Below are 19,499 nucleotides of genomic sequence, written 5' to 3' on the forward strand. Positions count from 1 at the left end.
AGCAGCTTCGAGGTATCGGGCGCCACGCGTTCGGGCATCAGTTTCGCCAGCTCGGCCTGGCGCGGGTTGCGCACATGGACCTTCAGGTCAGCGCCACGGTTGCGGATGCGGAACCCGCCGGAAATCTTGTCGACCTTCAGCACCAGCGGCGCGCCGTCCACCGTCATCCGGGCCAGCGTATCGCCGGGCGTCCAGCCGCCCTCGACCCGCAGCAGGGCGCCATCGGTGAAAGAGACCGAGGCCCCCTCGCGATCCGCCTCGATGGACAGCTCGAACTCGGCGCCCTGAAGGCTGACCACCCAGTCGGCGCCCACGACGCGCTCGTGGTTGTCCATCCGGCCCGAGATGCGGGTGCGGCGGATCTCGGCGACGCGGTGCATGGCGGCAGAGGCGGCTGCGATGCGCTTCAGCTCGCCCTCAGGCAGGGCGACGCCTTCGAAGCCCTCGGGGTATTGTTCGGCGATGAAGGCGGTGGTCATCTCGCCCCTGATGAAGATCTCGTGGTCCATCACGGCCGACAGGAACGGCAGGTTGTGGCCGATGCCCTCCACCTCGAAGCCGTCGAGCGCCACGCGCATCGCCTCGATCGCCGCCTCGCGGGTCGGGGCCCAGGTGCAGAGCTTGGCGATCATCGGGTCGTAGTACATCGAGATCTCGCCGCCCTCGAAGACGCCGGTATCATTGCGCACCGCCGCCGGGCCCGAGGGCGCCTCGCCCTGCCATTTGCCGTTTTCCAGCAGTGGCCCCGAGGCGACCTCCTGTGGCGGGCGATAGCGGGTCAGACGACCGATGGAGGGCAGGAAGCCGCGATAGGGATCCTCGGCGTAAAGCCGGTTCTCGATGGCCCAGCCGGTCAGGGTCACGTCGTCCTGGGTGATGCTCAGCGGCTCGCCATTCGCCACGCGGATCATCTGCTCGACCAGATCGACACCGGTGATCAGCTCGGTCACCGGGTGTTCCACCTGCAGGCGGGTGTTCATTTCCAGGAAGTAGAAGTTCTTCTCGCCGTCGACGATGAATTCCACCGTCCCCGCAGAGGCATAGCCGACGGCCTTGGCAAGCGCGACGGCCTGTTCGCCCATGGCCTTGCGGGTGGCTTCATCCAGGAAGGGGCTGGGCGCCTCTTCGACGACCTTCTGGTTGCGGCGCTGGATCGAGCATTCACGCTCGCCCAGGTAGATGCCGTTGCCGTGGCTGTCGCAAAGCACCTGGATCTCGATGTGGCGGGGCTGGGTGACGAACTTCTCGATGAAGATCCGGTCATCGCCGAAAGAGTTCGCCGCCTCGTTCTTGGAGCTCTGGAAGCCCTCGCGCGCCTCCTCGTCGGTCCAGGCAATGCGCATGCCCTTGCCGCCACCGCCCGCGCTTGCCTTGATCATCACCGGATAGCCGATCTCTCCCGAGATCTTCACCGCCTCTTCGGCATCCTCGATCAGGCCCATGTAGCCGGGCACGGTGGAAACCCCGGCCTCCTGGGCGATCTTCTTGGAGGTGATCTTGTCGCCCATGGCCTCGATGGCCTTCACCGGCGGGCCGATGAAGGCCACGCCCGCGGCCTCCAGCGCCTCGGCGAACTTGGGGTTCTCGGACAGGAAGCCATAGCCCGGATGCACCGCCTCTGCGCCGGTCTGCTTGATGGCCTCCATCACCTTGTCGATGACGATATACGACTGGTTGGCCGGCGGCGGGCCGATATGCACCGCCTCGTCGGCCATGGAGACATGCAGCGCATGGCGGTCGGCATCCGAGTAGATGGCAACGGTCGAGATACCCATCTTGCGCGCGGTCTTGATGACGCGGCAGGCGATCTCGCCCCGGTTGGCGATCAGGATCTTCTGGAACATGTCAGGCCCCTCCCCGAGGTCTTGGCGCGCGCGTCGGGCCTGTACCCGATCCCTTACGGCGCGCAAAAGAAAGCCCCCCGCCCTGCACGGGGCAGGACGGAGGGCAAATAGGCTTCAATGCGGCAGGATGCGCGGCGCTGGCCGCGATCAGACCGCTATCGGACCGGCTGGCCTCAGCGGCAGGCGCCGGGGTTTGCCTGGCAGTAGGCGACGTTGCCGGCTGCGCCGACCAGGGCGCCGGTGCCCACGCTGCCGCCGGTGACCGCTGCTGCGCCCACGCCGGCTGCGCCGCCGACAACGGCCTGTTCACCGAGGGTGTCGCCGCAGGCGGCAAGACCGGTGAGAAGAACACCGGCGAGGATCCAGGATTTCTTGAACATGAATAACTACCTTCGTGTTGGAGCGTTCTGCGGTGACAAACGCCGCCGATACGCAAAAGTTCCCCCGCCGCGACGCATCTACGCGATTTTCCTTCTGCCCGAACTTCCCTGCCTCCGCTTTTCGACGAAAGGACAGGTCCCCCTGAGGGGACAGTGGCGCCCGAAACAGGGGGCTTTCTGGAAAAGACGGGCGGCCGCGGATTGGGGACGAACGGCCGCCCGAGAGGGGAAGGGTAACGGTAGTCATGCGCCACGTCCCCGGGCAGGACACCCGGGCAAGCGGCATCCCCATAGCTGCCTGCGAAACGCGTCGCGGCAAGCCCCTTGGTGCGGGACGTCGCAAGCTTGGCCGAAAGCCGCGCATCTATCGCAGGGACAGGCAGGATCACGCCCAGTCCTCCCCCTCTTCGAAGGCGCCGGGGAAGGCGCTGCGGGCGGCGGCCTCGTCGATGACCAGCAGGGCCTCGTAACTCTCGGGATCGAAAGGCTCTTCCGCCGGCAGCACCTCGCGGCCAAAGAGCCACGACAGGCGCCCTGCATCAAGGTTGCCGCGCTCGAAGGGCTGGTCTCCGAAATGCTCCCAGAGGGCGGCCATGAAGCCCTCGTCGGCGCGCTTGTCCGGCGCGCGCCGGTCGCGATAACGCTCGCGCCGGGTGATCGGGGTCACGCCCTTGGGATTGGCGCGGCGGATGGTGAACTGGAAGTCGGTGCCGGGCAGGCGCCCGGGAAAGCCGCGGTGCTTCAGCATGCCGGGATCCCCCCGACAGCAGCGGCGCGCGGCATCCGCGGGCCGGTCAGGCCCGCGGCGCAGACGGCAGGCGTCTTACTTGTACTTGCCGGTGTACATGGGTTCGCTCGAGATCGGCGCGGGTTCAACCACGACGTATTCCTCGGGCGCTTCCTTGGCGCAGGCGGCAAGGCCGCCGAGGAAGGCGACGGCGAGAAGAAGGTTGAGGGGCTTGGACATTCAAAACTCCTGATATGCCTCTGGGTCCCGCGGGGCCTTGGCAGCCCTCGATAGTCGGGACATTCCGGTTGCGCCGCGCGGTGGCGGCATGGTGGAATCATAGCCCAGTGGCCAAGGATTTCATATCTGGGAGCGTTCACGGCAGCGTCCTGTGTTTCGAAAAGCTCAGGCTGATAGGTGTTTGCCCGGGCACACGCAATATCTTGTAGAGAGGCCCTGCCCGCCTCAAGATCCGGCGTTTGCAGGGGGCCACGACGCCGCAAGCGCTTTGGCTTGCAGGCGATGCCGAGCGGCGCGGACCGGCGGAAATCAGCCATCGGCACGGCGCTCCGCATGGGCGATCCAGCGCGTCCTGTGGGCCGGGCTGTCCAGCAGATCGGCCAGCCGGTCGCGCAGGCTGGCGGTCACCGGATGCGGCAGGGCGCCCCCGGCCCGGACCACCAGCCCGTCCGGCGCGCGCCGCACCTCGACCGCCGGGGCGAAGCCGCGCTGGTCCTGCAACCGGCGCCACATGTCCTGCCGCACCTGCTGCGCCACCCGCCTGAGCGAGACCTCGCGGTCGCAGGGCAGCACCGCCTCGACCGAGAGATCGAAGCGCACGGGCAGGCGACGGGTCACCGTGACCCGGTCCGCCTCGCGCAGGATGTGCCAGCCGTTGCGTGCCATATGGCCTCCGACCCGCTCAGAGCGGGATGTTGTCGTGTTTCTTCCAGGGGTTCTGCAACTTCTTGCCGCGCAGGCTGGCAAAGGCCCGCGCCACCCGACGCCGGGTCGAGCGCGGCTGGATCACCTCGTCGATGAAGCCCCGCTCGGCGGCGACGAAGGGGTTGGCGAAGCGGTCTTCGTAGTCCTTCGTGTGCTTCGCGATCTTCTCGGCATCTCCGAGGTCGGCGCGGTGGATGATCTCGGTCGCGCCCTTGGCGCCCATCACCGCAATCTCGGCGGTCGGCCAGGCATAGTTGAAATCGCCGCGCAGGTGCTTGGAGGACATCACGTCATAGGCGCCGCCGTAGGCCTTGCGGGTGATCACCGTGACCTTGGGCACCGTCGCCTCGCCATAGGCGAAAAGCAGTTTGGCGCCATGCTTGATCACGCCGCCCAACTCCTGCCCGGTGCCCGGCAGGAAGCCCGGCACGTCGACGAAGGTCAGGATCGGGATTTCGAAGGCATCGCAGAAGCGCACGAAGCGCGCCGCCTTGCGGCTGGAGTCGATGTCGAGACAGCCCGCCAGCACCATCGGCTGATTGGCGACCACGCCGACAGACTGACCTTCCAGCCGGATGAAGCCGGTGATGATATTCTTGGCGAAATCCTCCTGGATCTCGTAGAAATCCCCCTCGTCCGCGACCTTCAGGATCAGCTCCTTCATGTCGTAGGGACTGTTGGCATTGTCGGGGATCAGCGTGTCAAGGCTGGTCTCGATCCGGTTCACATCGTCGAAGAAGGGCCGCACGGGCGGCTTCTCGCGGTTGTTGAGCGGCAGGAAATCGACCAGGCGACGGACCTCGGCCAGGGCCTCGACGTCATTCTCGAAGGCGCCGTCGGCGACGCTGGATTTCTTCGTATGAGTGCTGGCACCGCCCAGCTCCTCGGCCGTCACGACCTCGTTGGTGACGGTCTTCACCACGTCGGGCCCGGTGACGAACATATAGCTGCTGTCCTTCACCATGAAGATGAAGTCGGTCATGGCGGGGCTGTAGACCGCGCCGCCCGCGCAGGGCCCCATGATCACCGAGATCTGCGGCACCACGCCCGAGGCCAGCACGTTGCGCTGGAACACCTCGGCGTAGCCGGCAAGCGAGGCGACGCCTTCCTGGATCCGCGCCCCGCCGCTGTCGTTCAACCCGATGACCGGGGCGCCGTTCTGCACCGCCATATCCATGATCTTGCAGATCTTCTGGGCGTGCGTCTCGGACAGGGAGCCACCGAAGACGGTGAAATCCTGGCTGAAGACATAGACCTGTCGGCCGTTGATCGTGCCCCAGCCGGTGACCACGCCGTCGCCGTAGGGACGCTGCTGTTCCATGCCGAAGTCGGTGCAGCGATGCGCGACGAACATGTCGAATTCTTCGAAGCTGTCGGCATCCAGCAGCAGGTCAATCCGCTCGCGCGCGGTCAGCTTGCCCTTGGCGTGCTGCGCCGCGATCCGCTTTTCGCCACCGCCCAGACGGGCGGTCTCGCGCCGTGTCGTCAGCTCTTCAAGGATATCCGTCATCGCGCCTGTCCTCCTGATACGGGCCGTCGCCCGGTCATCTGCATGCAGGGGAAGCATAGAATCCGAAACTCTTGGTAAAAAGGGAAAAGGGGCAAATTTGCAAAGTCTCTGCAGACCCCGCACTGCAAAGTGCAAAACTGCAAAGCGCGTGTCATCCGCATGGACATGCGAGAGGCACGCGACTAGCACATTCGCATGAGCCAGACCCAAGATCGCCGGTATCTGAACCGCAACACCCCTCCGCATCTGTCGACGCTGATCCTGCTCTCGGGCGTGGGGGCGATGACGATGAACGTCTTCCTGCCTTCGCTGCCGAAGATCGCAGAGCATTTCACCGTCGATTACAAGCTGGTACAGCTTTCGGTGGCCGGCTACCTCGCGGCGAGCGGCTTCCTGCAGCTCTTCATCGGGCCGCTGGCGGACCGCTACGGGCGGCGGCCGGTGCTGCTCTGGGGGCTGGCGCTGTTCATCCTGGCCACCATCGGCTGCCTCATGGCGCCGACCTTCGGCACCTTCATGGTGTTCCGCATCCTGCAGGCCTCGGTCGCCGGGGCCATGACCCTGTCGCGGGCCGTGGTGCGCGACATCAACACGCCCGACCGGGCCGCGGCGATGATGGGCTATGTTACCATGGGCATGTCCATGGTGCCGATGTTCGCCCCCGTGCTGGGCGGCGTGCTGGACGAGTTCTTCGGTTGGCAGGCCTCGTTCTGGCTGCTGTTCCTCTGTGGCCTGGGGATCTTCTGGCTGACCTGGGCCGACCTGGGAGAAACGGCGAAACCCTCGGACCTCTCGGTGCTGCGCCAGTTCGCGGAATACCCCGAGCTGCTGAAATCCCTGCGCTTCTGGGGCTACTCGCTGGCCGCCGCGACCTCGTCGGGGGCCTTCTTCGCCTATGTCGGTGGCAGCCCCTTCGTGGCAACCGCGGTCTACGGCCTCTCGCCGGCGCAGTTCGGCATGTTCAACGCCGCCGCGGGCGTGGGCTATTTCATCGGCAACTGGTTCACCGGCCTCAACGCCGCCCGCATCGGGATGAACCGGATGATCCTGGTCGGAGGCTGCTTCGTCACCTTCGGCATGGCGCTGTCGCTGCTCTTCGCCCTGGCGGAGATCGGCGGCGCCTATGCCTTCTTCGGCACGATGGTCTTCGTCGGTTTCGGCAACGGCATGACCATTCCTTCGGCCAACGCCGGCATGCTCTCGGTCCGGCCGCACCTGGCGGGCACCGCCTCGGGGCTGGGCGGGGCGATGATGATCGGCGGCGGCGCGGCGCTTTCGGCCGCGGCGGGCAGCATGCTCAGCACGGAAACCGGGGCCTTCCCGCTGATCTGGCTGATGCTGGCCTGCGGCGTCGCCTCGGTGCTCTGCATCTCCGGCGTCATGCGCCGCGAACGCCGCATGGGCCTGGCGGCCTGACAACACTTAGTCACACAACTAAGTTTTCACTTGCCCGACTCGCGGCACACTGATTACTTAGCCATATGGCTAAGCTTGATCCCGCCCTCGACCTGGCCTTCGCGGCCCTCTCTGATCCGACCCGCCGTCGGATCCTGGAACGTCTCGCCCGCGGCCCCGCCACGGTCAGCGAGATGCACGCCGCGCATGACATGTCGCTGCCCTCGTTCACGGCGCATCTGAAGAAGCTTGAAGGCGCGGGTCTGATCACCAGCGAGAAGACCGGCCGGGTGCGCAGCTGTGCGCTGTCGCCCGGAGCCTTCGCGCCGGTGCAGGACTGGCTGGCCGAACAGCGCGCCCTCTGGCAGGGCCGCCTCGACCGTTTCGACACCTATGTCACCCAGCTTTCGGAGGAGAGAAAGCCATGACCGACCAGAGCCCGCGCACCGACCTCAGCTTCACCCGCCACCTCGCGGTGCCCCGCGCGCTGGTCTGGGAATGCTGGACCCGCCCGGAACATATCCCGCATTTCTTCATCCCCGCGCCGCACAGGGTCACCGCCTGCGACATCGACCTGCGGGTCGGCGGACGCTTCAACACCACCTTCGAGGTCGAGGGCAACGTGATGGAGAACACGGGCGTCTACCTGGAAGTGATCGAGGGCCGCCGGCTGGTCTTCACCGATGCCTATTCCGAGGGCTGGAAGCCCGCCCCGGATCCCTTCATGACCGCGATCCTCGACCTCGAGGACGACGGCGAAGGCACCCGCTATACCGCCACCGCGCGGCACCGCTCCCCCGAGGCCTGCGCACAGCATGAACAGATGGGCTTCTTCGACGGCTGGGGCACTGTGGCCAGCCAGCTCGAGGCCTATGCCGCGACGCTCTGACACGCTGCCCTCATATCCCGCCTTACGGCTTGTTAACCAACCTTTGCAAAGTTAGCGTCTCTGGGCGCTAATCTGCAAAGCCACCGGGGCTTTGCGGCGTCGTGACAGGTGGGGCATGGGCAACCAGAAACTTTACGCCGGGGCGAAGCTGCGCGAGACGCGGCAGAAGCTGGGCCTGACCCAGAAGGACTTTGCCACCAAGCTCGGTATCTCGCTGCCCTACCTGAACCAGATGGAAAACAACAACCGGCCGGTCTCGACCTCGGTCGTGCTGTCGCTGGCGCAGGAGTTCGGCTTCGACGTCACCGAGCTGTCGACCGGCGACGGCGAACGGCTGGTCTCGGACATGCGGGAGGCGATGGCGGATCCGGTCCTGGCCGACCTGTCCTTGCCGATGGCGGACCTGCGGCTGACGGCCTCCAACGCTCCGGCGCTGGCCCGCGCCTTCCTGCACCTGCACCGCGCCTACCGGCAGACCCATGAACGCCTCGCCTCGCTGGACGAGGCCCTGGGGCGCGACGATGCCCGCGCCACCCCCAGCCCCTGGGACGAGGTGCGCGACTTCTTCCACTATTGCGACAACTACATCGACGCCGTGGACCGCGCCGCCGAACGCTTCGCCACCCCCGTCCGGAACGAGAACAACATCCGCGTGCGGGCTGTCTCGGCGCTCGGCAACCTCGGGGTGCGCACCCGGTTCGACGACATGCACGAGCTGCGCCGGTACGACCCCGCGCGCAAGGAGCTGACGCTGTCCTTGCGCGCCGCGCCCGAGACGCAGACCTTCCAGCTTCTGTTGCAGGTCGCCCTGCTGGAACAGGACAAGCTGCTTGAGGCGACACTGGATCTGGCGCGATTCCAGTCGGACACCGCGCGGTCCATCGCCAAGATCGGACTGGCCAACTACTTTGCCGGCGCTGCGCTGATGCCCTACACGCGGTTCCTGGAAGCCGCGCAGGAGATGCGGCATGACCTGGAGCGTCTCTCGCTGCGTTTCGGCGCCTCGATCGAGCAGGTCTGTCACCGGCTTTCGACCCTGCAACGGCCCGGCGCCAAGGGCATCCCCTTCTTCTTCGTCCGCGTCGACCAGGCCGGTACGATCACCAAGCGCCATTCGGCCACGCGGCTGCAGTTCGCCCGCTACGGCGGTGCCTGCCCGCTGTGGAACGTGCACCGCGCCTTCGAGACCCCGGGCCAGTTCCTGCGCCAGGTCGCCGAGACTCCGGACGGGGTCCGCTACATCAGCCTGGCCCGCGACGTGTCCAAGCCCGGCGGTCGCTGGGGGGCGCCGGTGCGGCGCTACGCGATCTCGCTGGGCTGCGAGGTCGCCCATGCCGACAAGCTGGTCTATGCGGATGGCCTCGACCTGACGGGCCCTGACAGCTTCGAGCCCATCGGGATTTCCTGCCGGATCTGCGAGCGCGAGCATTGCCACCAGCGCTCGGTTCCGCCGCTGGAACGGCGGCTGACCATCGACAGCAACGAACGCGGCACCCTGCCCTACCAGGTGGGCTAGACCCACCCGGCGGTCGGGGCGCCGCGCCCGGCTCTTCAGGCGGTCGTCTGGGCCGCGCGCAGGGCGGCGTAGATCTCGTCCTTGAGGGCACCGCGCTGCTTGCGGGCCTCGACCAGCACCAGGTCATCGACCGGCTCGACGTTGGTTTCCCAGCGATGGATCCTGCGGTTGACCTCGTGGTATTCCTCGGCGATCCGCGCGAAGTGGGCGTCGGTGCCCGTCAGCGCGTCGATCTGCGCAGCGAACTCGGGGAATTCCTGGTCCAGCGTGTGGGGGGTATGCGACATGGTCTGTCCTCTCGCTTCATTTCCTGAGCACAGGAGTAGAGGCGAATCCGCGCCGCCACATTGACCTTGATCAATCCCGCCTCAGGGCTTCGTCGCCTCGACCGCGCGGCCGGCATCGCGCCGCTTCAGCTGCGCCTCGCGGAAGGTGATGAAGACCACCGAGGCGACGATCAGCACGCCGCCGAGGATGACATAGGGATCGGGACTTTCGCCGAAGAACAGCGCTCCGACGAGGACGGCCCAGAGCAGCTGCAGGAAGGTCACCGGCTGGGTCACCGTCATCGGCCCGGCGCGGAAGGCCAGCGTCATGAAGTAGTGCCCGGCTGTGGCGCAGCCCGCCACCCCGGTCAGCAGGGCCAGCTGCACCGGGGTCGGTGTCACCCAGACCGGCAGCGCCAGCGGAGCCAGCCCAAGCGCCACGGTCAGCGACATCAGCGCCACGATGACCGCCGCGTCCAGATCATCCGACAGCCGCTTCGAGATCATGTAAGAGCCGGCAAAGAAGGTGGCCGCACCGATCATCGCCAGGTGCCCCGGGTCGATCTCGCGCAGGCCCGGGCGGACGATCACCAGCGCGCCGAACAATGCCACGATCACCGCGCCAAGACGGCGCGCGGCCAGCTTCTCGCCCAGCAGGAGGGCCGCGCCGAGGGTGATCAGGATCGGGTTGAGGTAGTTCAGCGCCGTGACATCGGCGATCGGGATCCGCGCCATGGCGAAGAACCACAGCCCCACGCCGCAGGTGTGCAGCACGCCGCGCAGCGCGACCAGCCGCCAGTGCAGCGGCTGCAACCGCGCCCGCAACAGCTGCGGCAGGGCCGGCGCCAGGAACAGCGATCCGATGAGGAAACGCAGGAAGGCCGCCTGGCTGGCCGGCACCGCCGGTCCCAGCGTCCTGACCAGCGCCGTCACCCCGACAAAGCAGATCCCCGTCGCCAGCATCCAGCCGATGGCCACGAGGGGCCGTGATTTATGTGCTTGCGTCATGCAATTTCCCTAGGGCCTTCGCAACCCCGGGGCAAGAGGCCCGGGGCGCCCTCAGGGCCAGAGCAGGCTGGCGGCAACACTCCACATCACCAGCGCGACCGAGGCATCGAGGCAGCGCCAGGCCAGCGGCCGGCGGAACAGCGGCGCCAGCAGGCGGGCTCCGAAGCCGAGCGAGAAGAAGAACAGGAGAGAGGCGCTCATCGCGCCGGCGGCGAAGACCGGGCGGGGCGCGAAGTCGGCCGAGACCGCCCCCAGCAGGATCACCGTGTCCAGGTAGACATGCGGATTGCCCCAGGTCAGCGCGACGCAGAGGGCGAGGCTCTGCCACAGCCTTCGCTCGCCTGTGGCGGCTGCCTCCAGCGCCTGCCCGCCGCGCCAGGCGCTGCGCAGGGCCAGCGCCCCGTAGACCAGCAGGAAGGCCGCGCCGCCGAGGCGCATCAGCTCGACCGCCCAGGGTGCCGCCCGGCTGAGCGCGCCGAAGCCCGCCACCCCGGCGGCGATCAGCAGCGCATCCGAGACGGCGCAGAACAGCACCACCGGCAGCACGTGCTGGCGCAGGATCCCCTGGCGCAGCACGAAGGCATTCTGCGCCCCGATCGCGACGATCAGCGACAGCCCCAGTCCGAACCCCGCCCAATAGGCTTCCGTCATGTCGTTTCTCCCTGCCTGGGGCCCCTGCCGGTTGCACTTGCCTGTTGCGACGGAGGTAACGACCGGGCCAGGATAGATCCAATGAATGATTTTCCGACCAGATAAGAGAAACTGATGCATCTCGACCGCGGCCAGCTGGCCGCCCTTGCCGCCATCCTGCGCCACGGCGCCTTCGACCGGGCCGCGGCCGAGCTGGGGATCACCCAGTCCGCCGTCTCGCAGCGCCTGCGCGGGCTGGAAGAGCGGATCGGTACGGCCCTGGTGCGCCGGGGGCCGCCGGCGACGGCGACCGAGGCCGGGGCCCACCTGGCCCGCCACGCCGAAGAGATCGGCCTGCTCGAAGCCCGGACCCTGCGCCGGATGGGGCTCACTCCGGGCCCCGCGCGCATCCGGCTGGCGGTCAATGCCGACAGCCTTGCCACCTGGATTCCCGCCGCCCTGGCCGGGGCGCAGCGGCAGATGCCCGGCACCACCTTCGAGATCGAGGTCGACGATCAGGACCACTCGGCCCGCTGGCTGCGCGAGGGGCGGGTCTCGGCGGCAGTCACCTCCGAGGGGGCCAGCCTGCAGGGCTGCGACGCGCTGGCCCTCGGGGCGCTGCGCTATCGCGCCACCGCCAGTCCGGCCTTCCTGCGGGACCACCTGCCCGAGGGGCTGTCGGGCCCGACCCTGCGCCGCGCCCCGATGCTGGTCTTCGACGACAAGGACGCGCTGCAATCGGACTGGCTGCGCCATCACTTCGGCCCCGGCCCGCTGCCGCCGACGCACCGCCTGCCCTCGACCGAGGGCTTCGTGCTGGCTGCCGAGGCGGGACTTGGCTGGGGTCTCAACCCCGAAGCGCTGATGAGCCCGGGCCTCACCGCCGGCCGGCTGGTCGAGTTGATCCCCGACAGCCCCTGGGACACACCGCTGTTCTGGCAGGTCTCGCGGCTGCTGGCCCCGGCCCTCGCGCCGCTGACCGCCGCCATCCGCAGCGCCGCCCGCGACGTCCTCGTCCCGGCCTGAGGTCACGCCCGCCGCCCCCGACGGCGAGGCGGGTGCTCAGCCCGGCCGGACGGTGCCCCGGGGCCTCAGAACCACTGGCCCGGCTCCATCAGGCCGAGGTCCAGCAACTGGCGGGAATGCCACTCGAAGGGCGCCGAGTTGTGCCAGGCGAAGGTCTGGATGTCGAAGCGCGAGCCGGGATTGGCCTTCAGCGCCTTGGCGGTGCGGAAGGAACAGATGCAGGCGGTGAGGTTATGGTGCCAGGGGCAGGCATAGGTGTTGTACTCGGGCTCGTTGAACAGGTGCTGCTCGCTCAGCCGCAGACCGGGCCGGGCGCGGAACAGCCCGATGCGGTCGATCTTGCGGCGCCCCTCGGGCACATGCTCTTCGAAGCGCCAGCGCAGGCCACCGTGGAAATCCAGCTGCCGCTCGCGCTCGTTTCCCTCCGCATCCAGCCGCGCCAGCGCGTAGTAGCCTGCCCGGTCGAGGTGCGCCCGCTCGATGGACACCGCCCCCGGACAGGCCGAGAGGTCGTCGGCGTAGAGGTCGATGACATAAGTCAGCATGGCATCGCGCCGCTCTTCGGCGTGGAAGGTCAGCAGCTCGCCGACGGTGCGGGTCTCGCAGAAGGGGTGGAAGAGGTATTCGGCGTTGTAACAGTAATACAGCCAGGTCCCGGGCGCCGCCGCCTCGATCGCCCCGTTGACGGCGCGGGTCAGCGCCTGCTCGCGGGTCATGTCGTAGTGGACGCGATGCACGTCGGCGGCCAGGTCGGCGGGCAAGGCGAAGCTGTCGGGGGCGAACAGCACCACCTCGGCAAAGCCGGCATCGCGGTGATGGCGCAGGGTGCTGTCCAGCTCGACCTCGTCCTCGGCAAAGACCATGGCCACGGGTCCACGCGCCAGCAGGTCGCGCCCCTGGCGCAGGAAGGTCGGAAGAGAGTTGAACTGCATGGCGGCCCCCGCAACAATCGCCCCACAGGAAGCCCGACCCGCCCGGCGATTGCAAGCGCTGGTGGTTTCGGTGTAGGCACACGCCCTGACCCGCCACCCCGGAGAGGCCCAGATGTCCGAGCCCAAGAAGCTTTTCATCAAGACCTACGGCTGCCAGATGAACGTCTACGACAGCGAGCGCATGGCCGAGGCCCTGGGCGGCCAGGGCTATACCGAGGTCGCCTCGCCCGAAGAGGCGGACATGATCCTGCTCAACACCTGCCACATCCGCGAAAAGGCCGCCGAGAAGGTCTATTCCGAGCTGGGCCGCCTGCGGCACCTGAAGGCGGCGAAACCCGACCTGAAGTTCGGCGTCGCCGGCTGCGTCGCCCAGGCCGAGGGGCGGGAAATCATGCTGCGCCAGCCCATGGTCGACCTGGTGGTCGGCCCGCAGAGCTACCACCGCCTGCCCGAGATGGAGGCCCGGGTGCGCTCGGGCGAAAGGGCGCTCGACACCGAGATGCCCGAGGAAGACAAGTTCGAGAAGCTGAAGCACCGCCCCAAGGCCAAGCGCGGCCCGACGGCCTTCCTGACGGTGCAGGAAGGCTGCGACAAGTTCTGCGCCTTCTGCGTGGTGCCCTATACCCGCGGCGCCGAGGTCTCGCGCCCCGTGGACCGGGTGCTGCGCGAGGCCCGCGACCTTGTCGAGCGCGGCGTGCGCGAGATCACCCTGCTGGGCCAGAACGTCAACGCCTACCACAGCGAGGGCCCGGACGGGCGCGACTGGGGCCTGGCGCGGCTGGTCCGCGCGCTGGCCGAGATCGACGACCTCAAGCGCATCCGCTTCACCACCAGCCACCCCAACGACATGGAGGACGACCTGATCGCCGCCCATGGCGATTGCGAGAAGCTGATGCCCTACCTGCACCTGCCGGTGCAATCGGGCAGCGACCGCATCCTGAAACGGATGAACCGCAGCCATACCCGCGACAGCTACATGGCGCTGATCGAGCGCATCCGCGCCGCGCGGCCCGATATCGCCATCTCGGGCGACTTCATCGTCGGCTTCCCCGAAGAGACCGACGCGGACTTCCGTGACACGATGGCGCTGGTCGAACAGGTGAACTACGCCGCCTGCTTCTCGTTCAAGTATTCCTCGCGCCCCGGCACCCCGGCGGCCGATCGCGGCGGCCAGGTTCCTGCCGAGGTCGCCAGCGCCCGGCTGATCGAGCTTCAGGCCCTGCTGGGGCGCCAGCAGCAGGACTTCATGCGGGCGATGGTCGGCCGCGAGGTCGGCGTGCTCTTCGAGAAGCCGGGCCGCCATGCGGGCCAGATGGTCGGCAAGTCCGACCACCTGCACGCGGTCCATGTCACCTCCGAGGGCCTGCAACCGGGCGACCTGCGCCGGGTGCGGATCACCGAGGCCGGGACGAACTCTCTGGCCGGGGTGCTTCTCTGAGCCACCTGCCCCGACCTTGATCCGCTGCTGCGCCGCGTGGCCGCAAAGCCATATCTGCCTGCCCCTGCGGATGGTTGGGCCTTCACAACCGCCTTTCCCTGCGTCATGGTGAAAGTGCAAATGATTGCCGGGCCTTGGCCGAATGCCGGGACAGACAGGGTGCAGAGCCCCGGGGGACAGAAAGGAAATGGTTGTGGTAGTTGAGACTGCGAGGAACGCTCGGTTCCACGCCCTGGCCCTGGTGGCCGTGGCGCTGGTGCTGATGCTGGCAGCTCTGCCCGGCGCCGCACAGGCCCAGGGCAAGGGCTGGAACGAACCCTATATCCCGACGATCTGGGTCGATCCCGACGGTTGCGAGCACTGGGTGATGGACGATGGCGCCGAGGGCTACATGACCCCGCACCTGACCCGCCAGGGCCTGCCGGTCTGCCGTCGCGGCAATGTCTGCGGCGTGATGCAGAGCGACCAGTTCTTCGCCACCGACAGCTATGCGATCAGCGCCGCGAACAAGCAGCGCCTGGCCGATTTCTTCCGTCAGACCGCGGCCTCGGCCTATGTGATCATCGGCCATACCGACAGCCGCGCCTCGGATGCCTACAACATGACCCTGTCCTACAACCGCGCCAAGTCGGTCGCGGGCGTGGCGCAGTCCGTCGGCGCCAATATCTCGGATGTCCGCGGCTATGGCGAACGGTATCCCGCCCAGCCCAACAACACCTCCGCCGGCATGGCTGCCAACCGCCGCGTCGAAATCATCTGCATCCGCTGAGGGGACCTGACATGCAGTTCATGAAAGCCGCCCCCGCGCTGCTGATGCTGGCCGGCCTCGCCGCCTGCGGACACCCGACCAACGTGCCCGGCGACAAGAGCATCGACCGCGGCATCAACGCCCACCACCTGTCGACCCTCAAGGCCGGCATCTGGGTCGATCCCAACGGCTGCGACCACTGGATCATCGACGACGGGCTGGAAGGCTATGCCGACGCCCGCCTGGACAAGTACGGCAAGCCCGTCTGCTCGGGCGTGGCCCCGCCGAACACCGCCACCGGCGGCTTCAAGCGTGGCTCGCCGATCCCCGATCCGACCCAGGCGCCCGGCACCTGAGGCAACAGCCGGCCAGCGCCCCGGGCGCTCTGCCGCAACGGAAACCACCCGATGCCGCAAGCCTCCGCTTGCGGCATTTTCCGTCCCATGGGCACGGCATGTGCAATCGGCGCTTGCCCCCCGGCCCCGCCCCTGCCACGCTGGGGACATGGCACGCCGGTGCCGCGCACCGGCCCGATCTTAAGGAGCGCTCCTTGGCAAGCAGCCTGCTGACCCCTGACGCGGAAGACACCCCTCTCGCTGAAGTTGCCGTCGAATTTCCCGACAACCGCCTGCTGATCGAACTCTGCGGAGAATACGACCGCAATCTCGCCTATCTCGAACAGCAACTGGGCATCCAGATCCTGCGCCGGGGCAATCACCTCGTCGCCCATGGCGATGCCGCCGCCGCGCAGGAGACCGTGACCGTCCTGCGCGCCCTCTACGCCCGCCTCGAAGCGGACCGCGAGGTCGGCCCCGCCGATATCGACCGCGAGTTGCGGATGCGCGAACCCGGCGCCCAGACGCCCTCGACCGCCACGCCGGATGGCGACCAGCTGGAAATGTTCCGGGGCGGCGAGGTCGAGATCAAGACCCGCCGCAAGATGGTCGAGCCGCGTACCGAGGCGCAGAAGGACTACGTCCGCAACCTGTTCAAGCACGAGCTGAGCTTCGGCATCGGCCCCGCAGGCACCGGCAAGACCTACCTGGCCGTGGCCGTTGCGGTGAACCAGTTCATCGAGGGCAATGTCGACAAGATCATCCTCTGCCGCCCCGCTGTCGAGGCCGGCGAGCGCCTCGGCTTCCTGCCCGGCACGCAGGAAGAGAAGGTCGACCCCTACATGCAACCGCTCTATGACGCGCTGAACGATTTCCTCGGCGCCAAGGACGTGGGCAAGCTGCGCGAAGCCAAGAAGATCGAGATCGCGCCCCTGGCCTTCATGCGCGGCCGCACCCTGGCCAATGCCTTCGTGGTGCTGGACGAGGCGCAGAATGCCACCACGATGCAGATGAAGATGTTCCTGACCCGTCTTGGCGAGGGCTCCCGCATGGTGATCACCGGCGACCGCAGCCAGGTCGACCTGCCGCGCGGCGTGCAGTCGGGCCTGCGCGATGCCGAGCGCCTGCTGGGGGCGATCCCGGACATCAGCTTCAACTACTTCACCGCCAAGGACGTGGTGCGCCATCACCTCGTGGCGAAGATCATCGAGGCCTACGAGGCCGACGAACAGAGCTGAGGCCTTCCCGGGCCGCTGATCGAGGATTGGCGGCCCGGAGCGCTTGCTGTATGGCCCGGGCCATGACCGAAACACCCGATATCGTCGACTGCGTGATCGAGGATCCCCGCTGGGACGGCGCGGACCTCTCCGGGCATGCCCTGCGCGCCGCGCTGGCTGTCCTTGCCCGGCTGGATCTCGATCCGGCGGCCTTCCAGCTCTGCGTCATGGGCTGCGATGATGCGCGCATCGCCGAGCTGAACACCGAATTCCGCGGCAAGCCGCTGCCGACCAACGTGCTGTCCTGGCCCGCCGAAGAGCTTGCCCCCGAAGAGGAAGGCGCTGCGCCCGCGCGGCCCGAGGCCGATCCCCAGGCCGCGCTCTTCGGGCCGGCAGAGCTGGGCGATATCGCCATTTCCTTCGACACCTGTGCCCGCGAAGCCACGGCGGGCGGGCTGGAATTTTCCCATCACGTGACCCATCTGCTGGTTCACGGAATCCTTCATCTTCTGGGCTACGACCACGTCCGCGACGGCGATGCGGAGCTGATGGAAGGACTTGAGACGGAAATACTTGGCAAGATGGGTATCGCTGACCCATATTAGTACCCATATAGGGCAGGGCCGCGCCGAAGCGGCTGCTATCTGGAAAGGAACGATGGGCGACAGCATAGACGGGTCTTCTAACGCAGCGCAGCGCGCGCGTCTCCAGACCCCCGACCCCGCCCCGCAATCTGCGGCTCGCATGGTCGATTCGACGGGAAGAACCACGGCGACCACCGCAGCGATTGCGGTGCCTTCACCGACCGTAGCGTCTTCCGTTCCTGGGATCCCTGCAAAGGAAAGTGCTTCGGCCGGTCCGGCCGCCGCCAATGCCCGGGCCCAGGCGCCCCAGGAGCATGCCGCTCAGGATCGCAGCGGCAAGGCCAAGGGCGATGCTGCGAAGGCCGATGCCGGCAAGCCTGACACGGCCAGACCTGCCCAGCCCAGGGCGGACCAGGGCACGGCGGCCGTCGCCGTCCGCCCCGCTTCGCATCAGAGTGGCTGGCTGGCGCGCCTGTTCGGCGCCCGCCGGGCCGAAACCGGCCCTCAGGTCGCCGCGGATACGCAGCAGCCACAGGCCCCGACCGCGCGCCGGCATTCGTTGCTGAACCTGCGCAACATGCGGGTCGAGGATGTCGCCATCCCCAAGGTCGAGATCGTCGCCGTGCCGACCACCATCAGCCAGGATGACCTGGTGGCGGTGTTCCGCGATACCGGCATGACCCGCCTGCCCGTCTACGACGAGACGCTGGACAGCCCAAAGGGCCTTGTCCACCTGAAGGACTTCGCCCTGAAGCACGGCTGGAACGGCCATTCCGACTTCGTGCTGGCCGACCTGCTGCGCCCGCTGCTCTTCGTGCCGCCCTCGATGCCCATCGGGGTGCTTCTGCAGAAGATGCAGAGCGAACGCCGCCACATGGCGCTGGTGATCGACGAATACGGCGGAGTCGACGGGCTGGTCACGATCGAGGACCTCATCGAGCAGGTCATCGGAGAGATCGAGGACGAGCACGACGTTGACGAGGATGCGCTCTGGACCCGTGAGGCGCAGGGCAGCTACCTCGCCCTGGCCAAGGCTCCGCTGGAGGACTTCGAAGCCGCCACCGCGGTCAACCTGACAGAAGACGACTCGGTCGACGAAGAGGAAATCGACACTCTCGGCGGGCTGGTCTTCATGCTGGCGGGCCGCGTGCCGGCGCGCGGCGAGGTCGTGGTGCATCCGGCCGGCCACGAGTTCGAGGTCGTCGACGCCGACCCGCGCCGGATCAAGCGGCTGAGGGTTCGCCTTGGACCGCAACCCGCGGAATGAGCCTGACCTGAGCCTGATCTGAACATGCCCCTGCCCCCCCGTCTGCTGCGCTTCTGGCCCCTGCTGGCGGGGGCGCTTACCGCCTCGGCCCAGGCGCCGCTGTCGCTCTGGCCGATGGCCTTCCTGGGCTTTGCCGCCCTCGCCCATGCCCATCTGACCGCCGACACGCCACGCCGCGCCGCCGTCCGGGGCTGGCTGTTCGGCGCGGGCTACTTCGCCGCCGCGCTGTTCTGGATCGTCGAGCCCTTCATGGTCGACGCCGCCCGTGACGGCTGGATGGCGCCCTTCGCGCTGGTGCTGATGTCCACCGGGCTGGCGCTGTTCTGGGGCGGTGCGCTCTGGGGGGCGAAGGCCCTGGCACCCCGGGACTGGCGCGCGGCGCTGGCCTTCGCGGGCGCGCTGGTGCTGGCCGAGGCGCTGCGCGGCTGGATCTTCACCGGCTTCCCCTGGGCGCTGATCGGCCACGGGCTGATCGCCTCCCCGCTGCTGCCGCTGGCGGCCTTCGGCGGCGCCCATGGCCTTGGCCTGCTGGTGCTGCTGCCCGCCGCCCTGCTGGGCCTTGCGCTGAGCCGTTCCGGCCTGATCCCCCGCATCATCCCGGCCGGCTTCGCCTCTCTCATCCTCGTGGCGGCTCTCTCGCTGGCGCTGGTGCTGCCGCCGCGCGCCCTGCCCGCCGGCCCCGATGCACCGCTGGTCCGCATGGTCCAGCCCAATGCCGCGCAACGCGAGAAGTGGGACCCCGAGATGGTGCCCTTGTTCTGGCGCCGCCTGCTGAACGCCACCGCCGCCAGCCGCGAGGACGGGCGCCGCCCCGACCTGGTGATCTGGCCCGAGACCTCGGT

The 19,499-nt window shown here is 68.0% G+C and carries 21 protein-coding genes and 1 pseudogene; 12 read left to right on the plus strand and 10 right to left on the minus strand.

What is annotated here, in order from left to right:
* From OS124_RS0108395 to OS124_RS0108420, 6 genes are all read right to left on the minus strand, one after another.
* A partial coding sequence (locus tag OS124_RS0108395) for an acetyl-CoA carboxylase biotin carboxylase subunit (RefSeq protein WP_010139055.1) occupies nt 1-1,844 on the minus strand: 1,844 nt, incomplete at its 3' end.
* A 173-nt stretch (nt 1,845-2,017) separates the two neighbouring features.
* Complete coding sequence (locus tag OS124_RS0108400) at nt 2,018-2,224, minus strand: hypothetical protein (RefSeq protein WP_010139056.1); 207 nt, start codon at nt 2,222-2,224, stop codon at nt 2,018-2,020.
* A gap of 385 nt (nt 2,225-2,609) precedes the next feature.
* Nucleotides 2,610-2,972: a hypothetical protein gene (locus OS124_RS0108405; protein WP_010139057.1), complete on the minus strand. Its 363-nt coding sequence runs from the start codon at nt 2,970-2,972 to the stop codon at nt 2,610-2,612.
* A gap of 75 nt (nt 2,973-3,047) precedes the next feature.
* Complete coding sequence (locus OS124_RS27375) at nt 3,048-3,191, minus strand: hypothetical protein (RefSeq protein WP_010139058.1); 144 nt, start codon at nt 3,189-3,191, stop codon at nt 3,048-3,050.
* Nucleotides 3,192-3,500: 309 nt separating this feature from the next.
* Nucleotides 3,501-3,857: a hypothetical protein gene (locus OS124_RS0108415; RefSeq protein ID WP_010139059.1), complete on the minus strand. Its 357-nt coding sequence runs from the start codon at nt 3,855-3,857 to the stop codon at nt 3,501-3,503.
* A gap of 16 nt (nt 3,858-3,873) precedes the next feature.
* Nucleotides 3,874-5,406 (minus strand): acyl-CoA carboxylase subunit beta, encoded by a 1,533-nt coding sequence (locus tag OS124_RS0108420; RefSeq protein WP_010139060.1) that lies wholly within the window; start codon nt 5,404-5,406, stop codon nt 3,874-3,876.
* Between the two features lie 195 nt (nt 5,407-5,601).
* On the opposite strand from OS124_RS0108420, the gene OS124_RS0108425 reads away from it, so the two are divergent.
* The 4 genes from OS124_RS0108425 to OS124_RS0108440 all read left to right on the plus strand — a co-directional run bounded on the left by OS124_RS0108425 (nt 5,602) and on the right by OS124_RS0108440 (nt 9,206).
* Entirely contained in the window at nt 5,602-6,822 is a 1,221-nt protein-coding gene (locus OS124_RS0108425) for a multidrug effflux MFS transporter (RefSeq protein WP_010139061.1), read from the plus strand.
* 65 nt (nt 6,823-6,887) lie between these two features.
* Nucleotides 6,888-7,229, plus strand: coding sequence for an ArsR/SmtB family transcription factor (locus tag OS124_RS0108430; RefSeq protein WP_010139062.1), 342 nt, complete (start codon nt 6,888-6,890; stop codon nt 7,227-7,229).
* Nucleotides 7,226-7,690 (plus strand): SRPBCC family protein, encoded by a 465-nt coding sequence (locus tag OS124_RS0108435; protein ID WP_010139063.1) that lies wholly within the window; start codon nt 7,226-7,228, stop codon nt 7,688-7,690. The genes OS124_RS0108430 and OS124_RS0108435 overlap by 4 nt, the downstream gene beginning before the upstream one ends.
* Nucleotides 7,691-7,805: 115 nt before the next feature.
* Complete coding sequence (locus tag OS124_RS0108440) at nt 7,806-9,206, plus strand: helix-turn-helix domain-containing protein (RefSeq protein ID WP_010139064.1); 1,401 nt, start codon at nt 7,806-7,808, stop codon at nt 9,204-9,206.
* Between the two features lie 35 nt (nt 9,207-9,241).
* On the opposite strand, the gene OS124_RS0108445 is transcribed toward OS124_RS0108440, so the two are convergent.
* The 3 genes from OS124_RS0108445 to OS124_RS0108455 form a co-directional block, all read right to left on the minus strand.
* On the minus strand, nt 9,242-9,493 hold the full coding sequence (locus OS124_RS0108445) for a YdcH family protein (RefSeq protein ID WP_010139065.1): 252 nt from the start codon (nt 9,491-9,493) through the stop codon (nt 9,242-9,244).
* Nucleotides 9,494-9,574: 81 nt separating this feature from the next.
* On the minus strand, nt 9,575-10,480 hold the full coding sequence (locus OS124_RS0108450) for a DMT family transporter (RefSeq protein ID WP_029375289.1): 906 nt from the start codon (nt 10,478-10,480) through the stop codon (nt 9,575-9,577).
* Nucleotides 10,481-10,531: 51 nt separating this feature from the next.
* Nucleotides 10,532-11,131: a LysE/ArgO family amino acid transporter gene (locus OS124_RS0108455; RefSeq protein WP_010139067.1), complete on the minus strand. Its 600-nt coding sequence runs from the start codon at nt 11,129-11,131 to the stop codon at nt 10,532-10,534.
* Between the two features lie 114 nt (nt 11,132-11,245).
* On the opposite strand from OS124_RS0108455, the gene OS124_RS0108460 reads away from it, so the two are divergent.
* On the plus strand, nt 11,246-12,136 hold the full coding sequence (locus OS124_RS0108460; protein WP_010139068.1) for a LysR family transcriptional regulator ArgP: 891 nt from the start codon (nt 11,246-11,248) through the stop codon (nt 12,134-12,136).
* Between the two features lie 65 nt (nt 12,137-12,201).
* On the opposite strand, the gene OS124_RS0108465 is transcribed toward OS124_RS0108460, so the two are convergent.
* Entirely contained in the window at nt 12,202-13,068 is an 867-nt protein-coding gene (locus OS124_RS0108465) for a glycosyltransferase family 2 protein (RefSeq protein ID WP_010139069.1), read from the minus strand.
* 112 nt (nt 13,069-13,180) lie between these two features.
* On the opposite strand from OS124_RS0108465, the gene miaB reads away from it, so the two are divergent.
* The 7 genes and pseudogenes from miaB to OS124_RS0108500 all read left to right on the plus strand — a co-directional run.
* On the plus strand, nt 13,181-14,506 hold the full coding sequence (gene miaB, locus OS124_RS0108470) for a tRNA (N6-isopentenyl adenosine(37)-C2)-methylthiotransferase MiaB (RefSeq protein ID WP_010139070.1): 1,326 nt from the start codon (nt 13,181-13,183) through the stop codon (nt 14,504-14,506).
* 187 nt (nt 14,507-14,693) lie between these two features.
* Nucleotides 14,694-15,275 carry an OmpA family protein gene (locus OS124_RS0108475; RefSeq protein ID WP_010139072.1) on the plus strand — a complete coding sequence of 194 codons (582 nt, stop codon included), beginning with the start codon at nt 14,694-14,696 and terminating at the stop codon, nt 15,273-15,275.
* An 11-nt stretch (nt 15,276-15,286) separates the two neighbouring features.
* Nucleotides 15,287-15,610: a hypothetical protein gene (locus OS124_RS0108480; protein WP_010139073.1), complete on the plus strand. Its 324-nt coding sequence runs from the start codon at nt 15,287-15,289 to the stop codon at nt 15,608-15,610.
* 194 nt (nt 15,611-15,804) lie between these two features.
* Nucleotides 15,805-16,827, plus strand: coding sequence for a PhoH family protein (locus OS124_RS0108485; RefSeq protein WP_010139074.1), 1,023 nt, complete (start codon nt 15,805-15,807; stop codon nt 16,825-16,827).
* Between the two features lie 62 nt (nt 16,828-16,889).
* Nucleotides 16,890-17,411 (plus strand): rRNA maturation RNase YbeY, encoded by a 522-nt coding sequence (gene ybeY, locus OS124_RS0108490; RefSeq protein ID WP_040606907.1) that lies wholly within the window; start codon nt 16,890-16,892, stop codon nt 17,409-17,411.
* Nucleotides 17,412-17,550: 139 nt separating this feature from the next.
* Nucleotides 17,551-18,657: a transporter associated domain-containing protein gene (locus tag OS124_RS26500; RefSeq protein WP_010139076.1), complete on the plus strand. Its 1,107-nt coding sequence runs from the start codon at nt 17,551-17,553 to the stop codon at nt 18,655-18,657.
* Nucleotides 18,658-18,681: 24 nt separating this feature from the next.
* Nucleotides 18,682-19,499 (plus strand): annotated as a pseudogene (locus OS124_RS0108500) (apolipoprotein N-acyltransferase); the annotation flags it as partial.

This window comes from Oceanicola sp. S124 (genome assembly GCF_000220565.1).
In the GTDB taxonomy this organism is placed as follows: domain Bacteria; phylum Pseudomonadota; class Alphaproteobacteria; order Rhodobacterales; family Rhodobacteraceae; genus Pseudooceanicola.

Excerpts from the sequence above, each read along its gene's own strand:
- OS124_RS0108415 (WP_010139059.1), bottom strand. The coding sequence starts at position 3,857 with ATGGCACGCAACGGCTGGCACATCCTGCGCGAGGCGGACCGGGTCACG.
- OS124_RS0108425 (WP_010139061.1), top strand. The coding sequence starts at position 5,602 with ATGAGCCAGACCCAAGATCGCCGGTATCTGAACCGCAACACCCCTCCG.
- OS124_RS0108445 (WP_010139065.1), bottom strand. The coding sequence starts at position 9,493 with ATGTCGCATACCCCCCACACGCTGGACCAGGAATTCCCCGAGTTCGCT.
- OS124_RS0108480 (WP_010139073.1), top strand. The coding sequence starts at position 15,287 with ATGCAGTTCATGAAAGCCGCCCCCGCGCTGCTGATGCTGGCCGGCCTC.
- OS124_RS0108405 (WP_010139057.1), bottom strand. The coding sequence starts at position 2,972 with ATGCTGAAGCACCGCGGCTTTCCCGGGCGCCTGCCCGGCACCGACTTC.
- OS124_RS26500 (WP_010139076.1), top strand. The coding sequence starts at position 17,551 with ATGGTCGATTCGACGGGAAGAACCACGGCGACCACCGCAGCGATTGCG.
- OS124_RS0108450 (WP_029375289.1), bottom strand. The coding sequence starts at position 10,480 with ATGACGCAAGCACATAAATCACGGCCCCTCGTGGCCATCGGCTGGATG.
- OS124_RS0108460 (WP_010139068.1), top strand. The coding sequence starts at position 11,246 with ATGCATCTCGACCGCGGCCAGCTGGCCGCCCTTGCCGCCATCCTGCGC.
- OS124_RS0108475 (WP_010139072.1), top strand. The coding sequence starts at position 14,694 with ATGGTTGTGGTAGTTGAGACTGCGAGGAACGCTCGGTTCCACGCCCTG.
- OS124_RS27375 (WP_010139058.1), bottom strand. The coding sequence starts at position 3,191 with ATGTCCAAGCCCCTCAACCTTCTTCTCGCCGTCGCCTTCCTCGGCGGC.
- OS124_RS0108455 (WP_010139067.1), bottom strand. The coding sequence starts at position 11,131 with ATGACGGAAGCCTATTGGGCGGGGTTCGGACTGGGGCTGTCGCTGATC.
- miaB (WP_010139070.1), top strand. The coding sequence starts at position 13,181 with ATGTCCGAGCCCAAGAAGCTTTTCATCAAGACCTACGGCTGCCAGATG.
- OS124_RS0108420 (WP_010139060.1), bottom strand. The coding sequence starts at position 5,406 with ATGACGGATATCCTTGAAGAGCTGACGACACGGCGCGAGACCGCCCGT.
- OS124_RS0108435 (WP_010139063.1), top strand. The coding sequence starts at position 7,226 with ATGACCGACCAGAGCCCGCGCACCGACCTCAGCTTCACCCGCCACCTC.
- OS124_RS0108465 (WP_010139069.1), bottom strand. The coding sequence starts at position 13,068 with ATGCAGTTCAACTCTCTTCCGACCTTCCTGCGCCAGGGGCGCGACCTG.
- ybeY (WP_040606907.1), top strand. The coding sequence starts at position 16,890 with ATGACCGAAACACCCGATATCGTCGACTGCGTGATCGAGGATCCCCGC.
- OS124_RS0108440 (WP_010139064.1), top strand. The coding sequence starts at position 7,806 with ATGGGCAACCAGAAACTTTACGCCGGGGCGAAGCTGCGCGAGACGCGG.
- OS124_RS0108400 (WP_010139056.1), bottom strand. The coding sequence starts at position 2,224 with ATGTTCAAGAAATCCTGGATCCTCGCCGGTGTTCTTCTCACCGGTCTT.
- OS124_RS0108430 (WP_010139062.1), top strand. The coding sequence starts at position 6,888 with ATGGCTAAGCTTGATCCCGCCCTCGACCTGGCCTTCGCGGCCCTCTCT.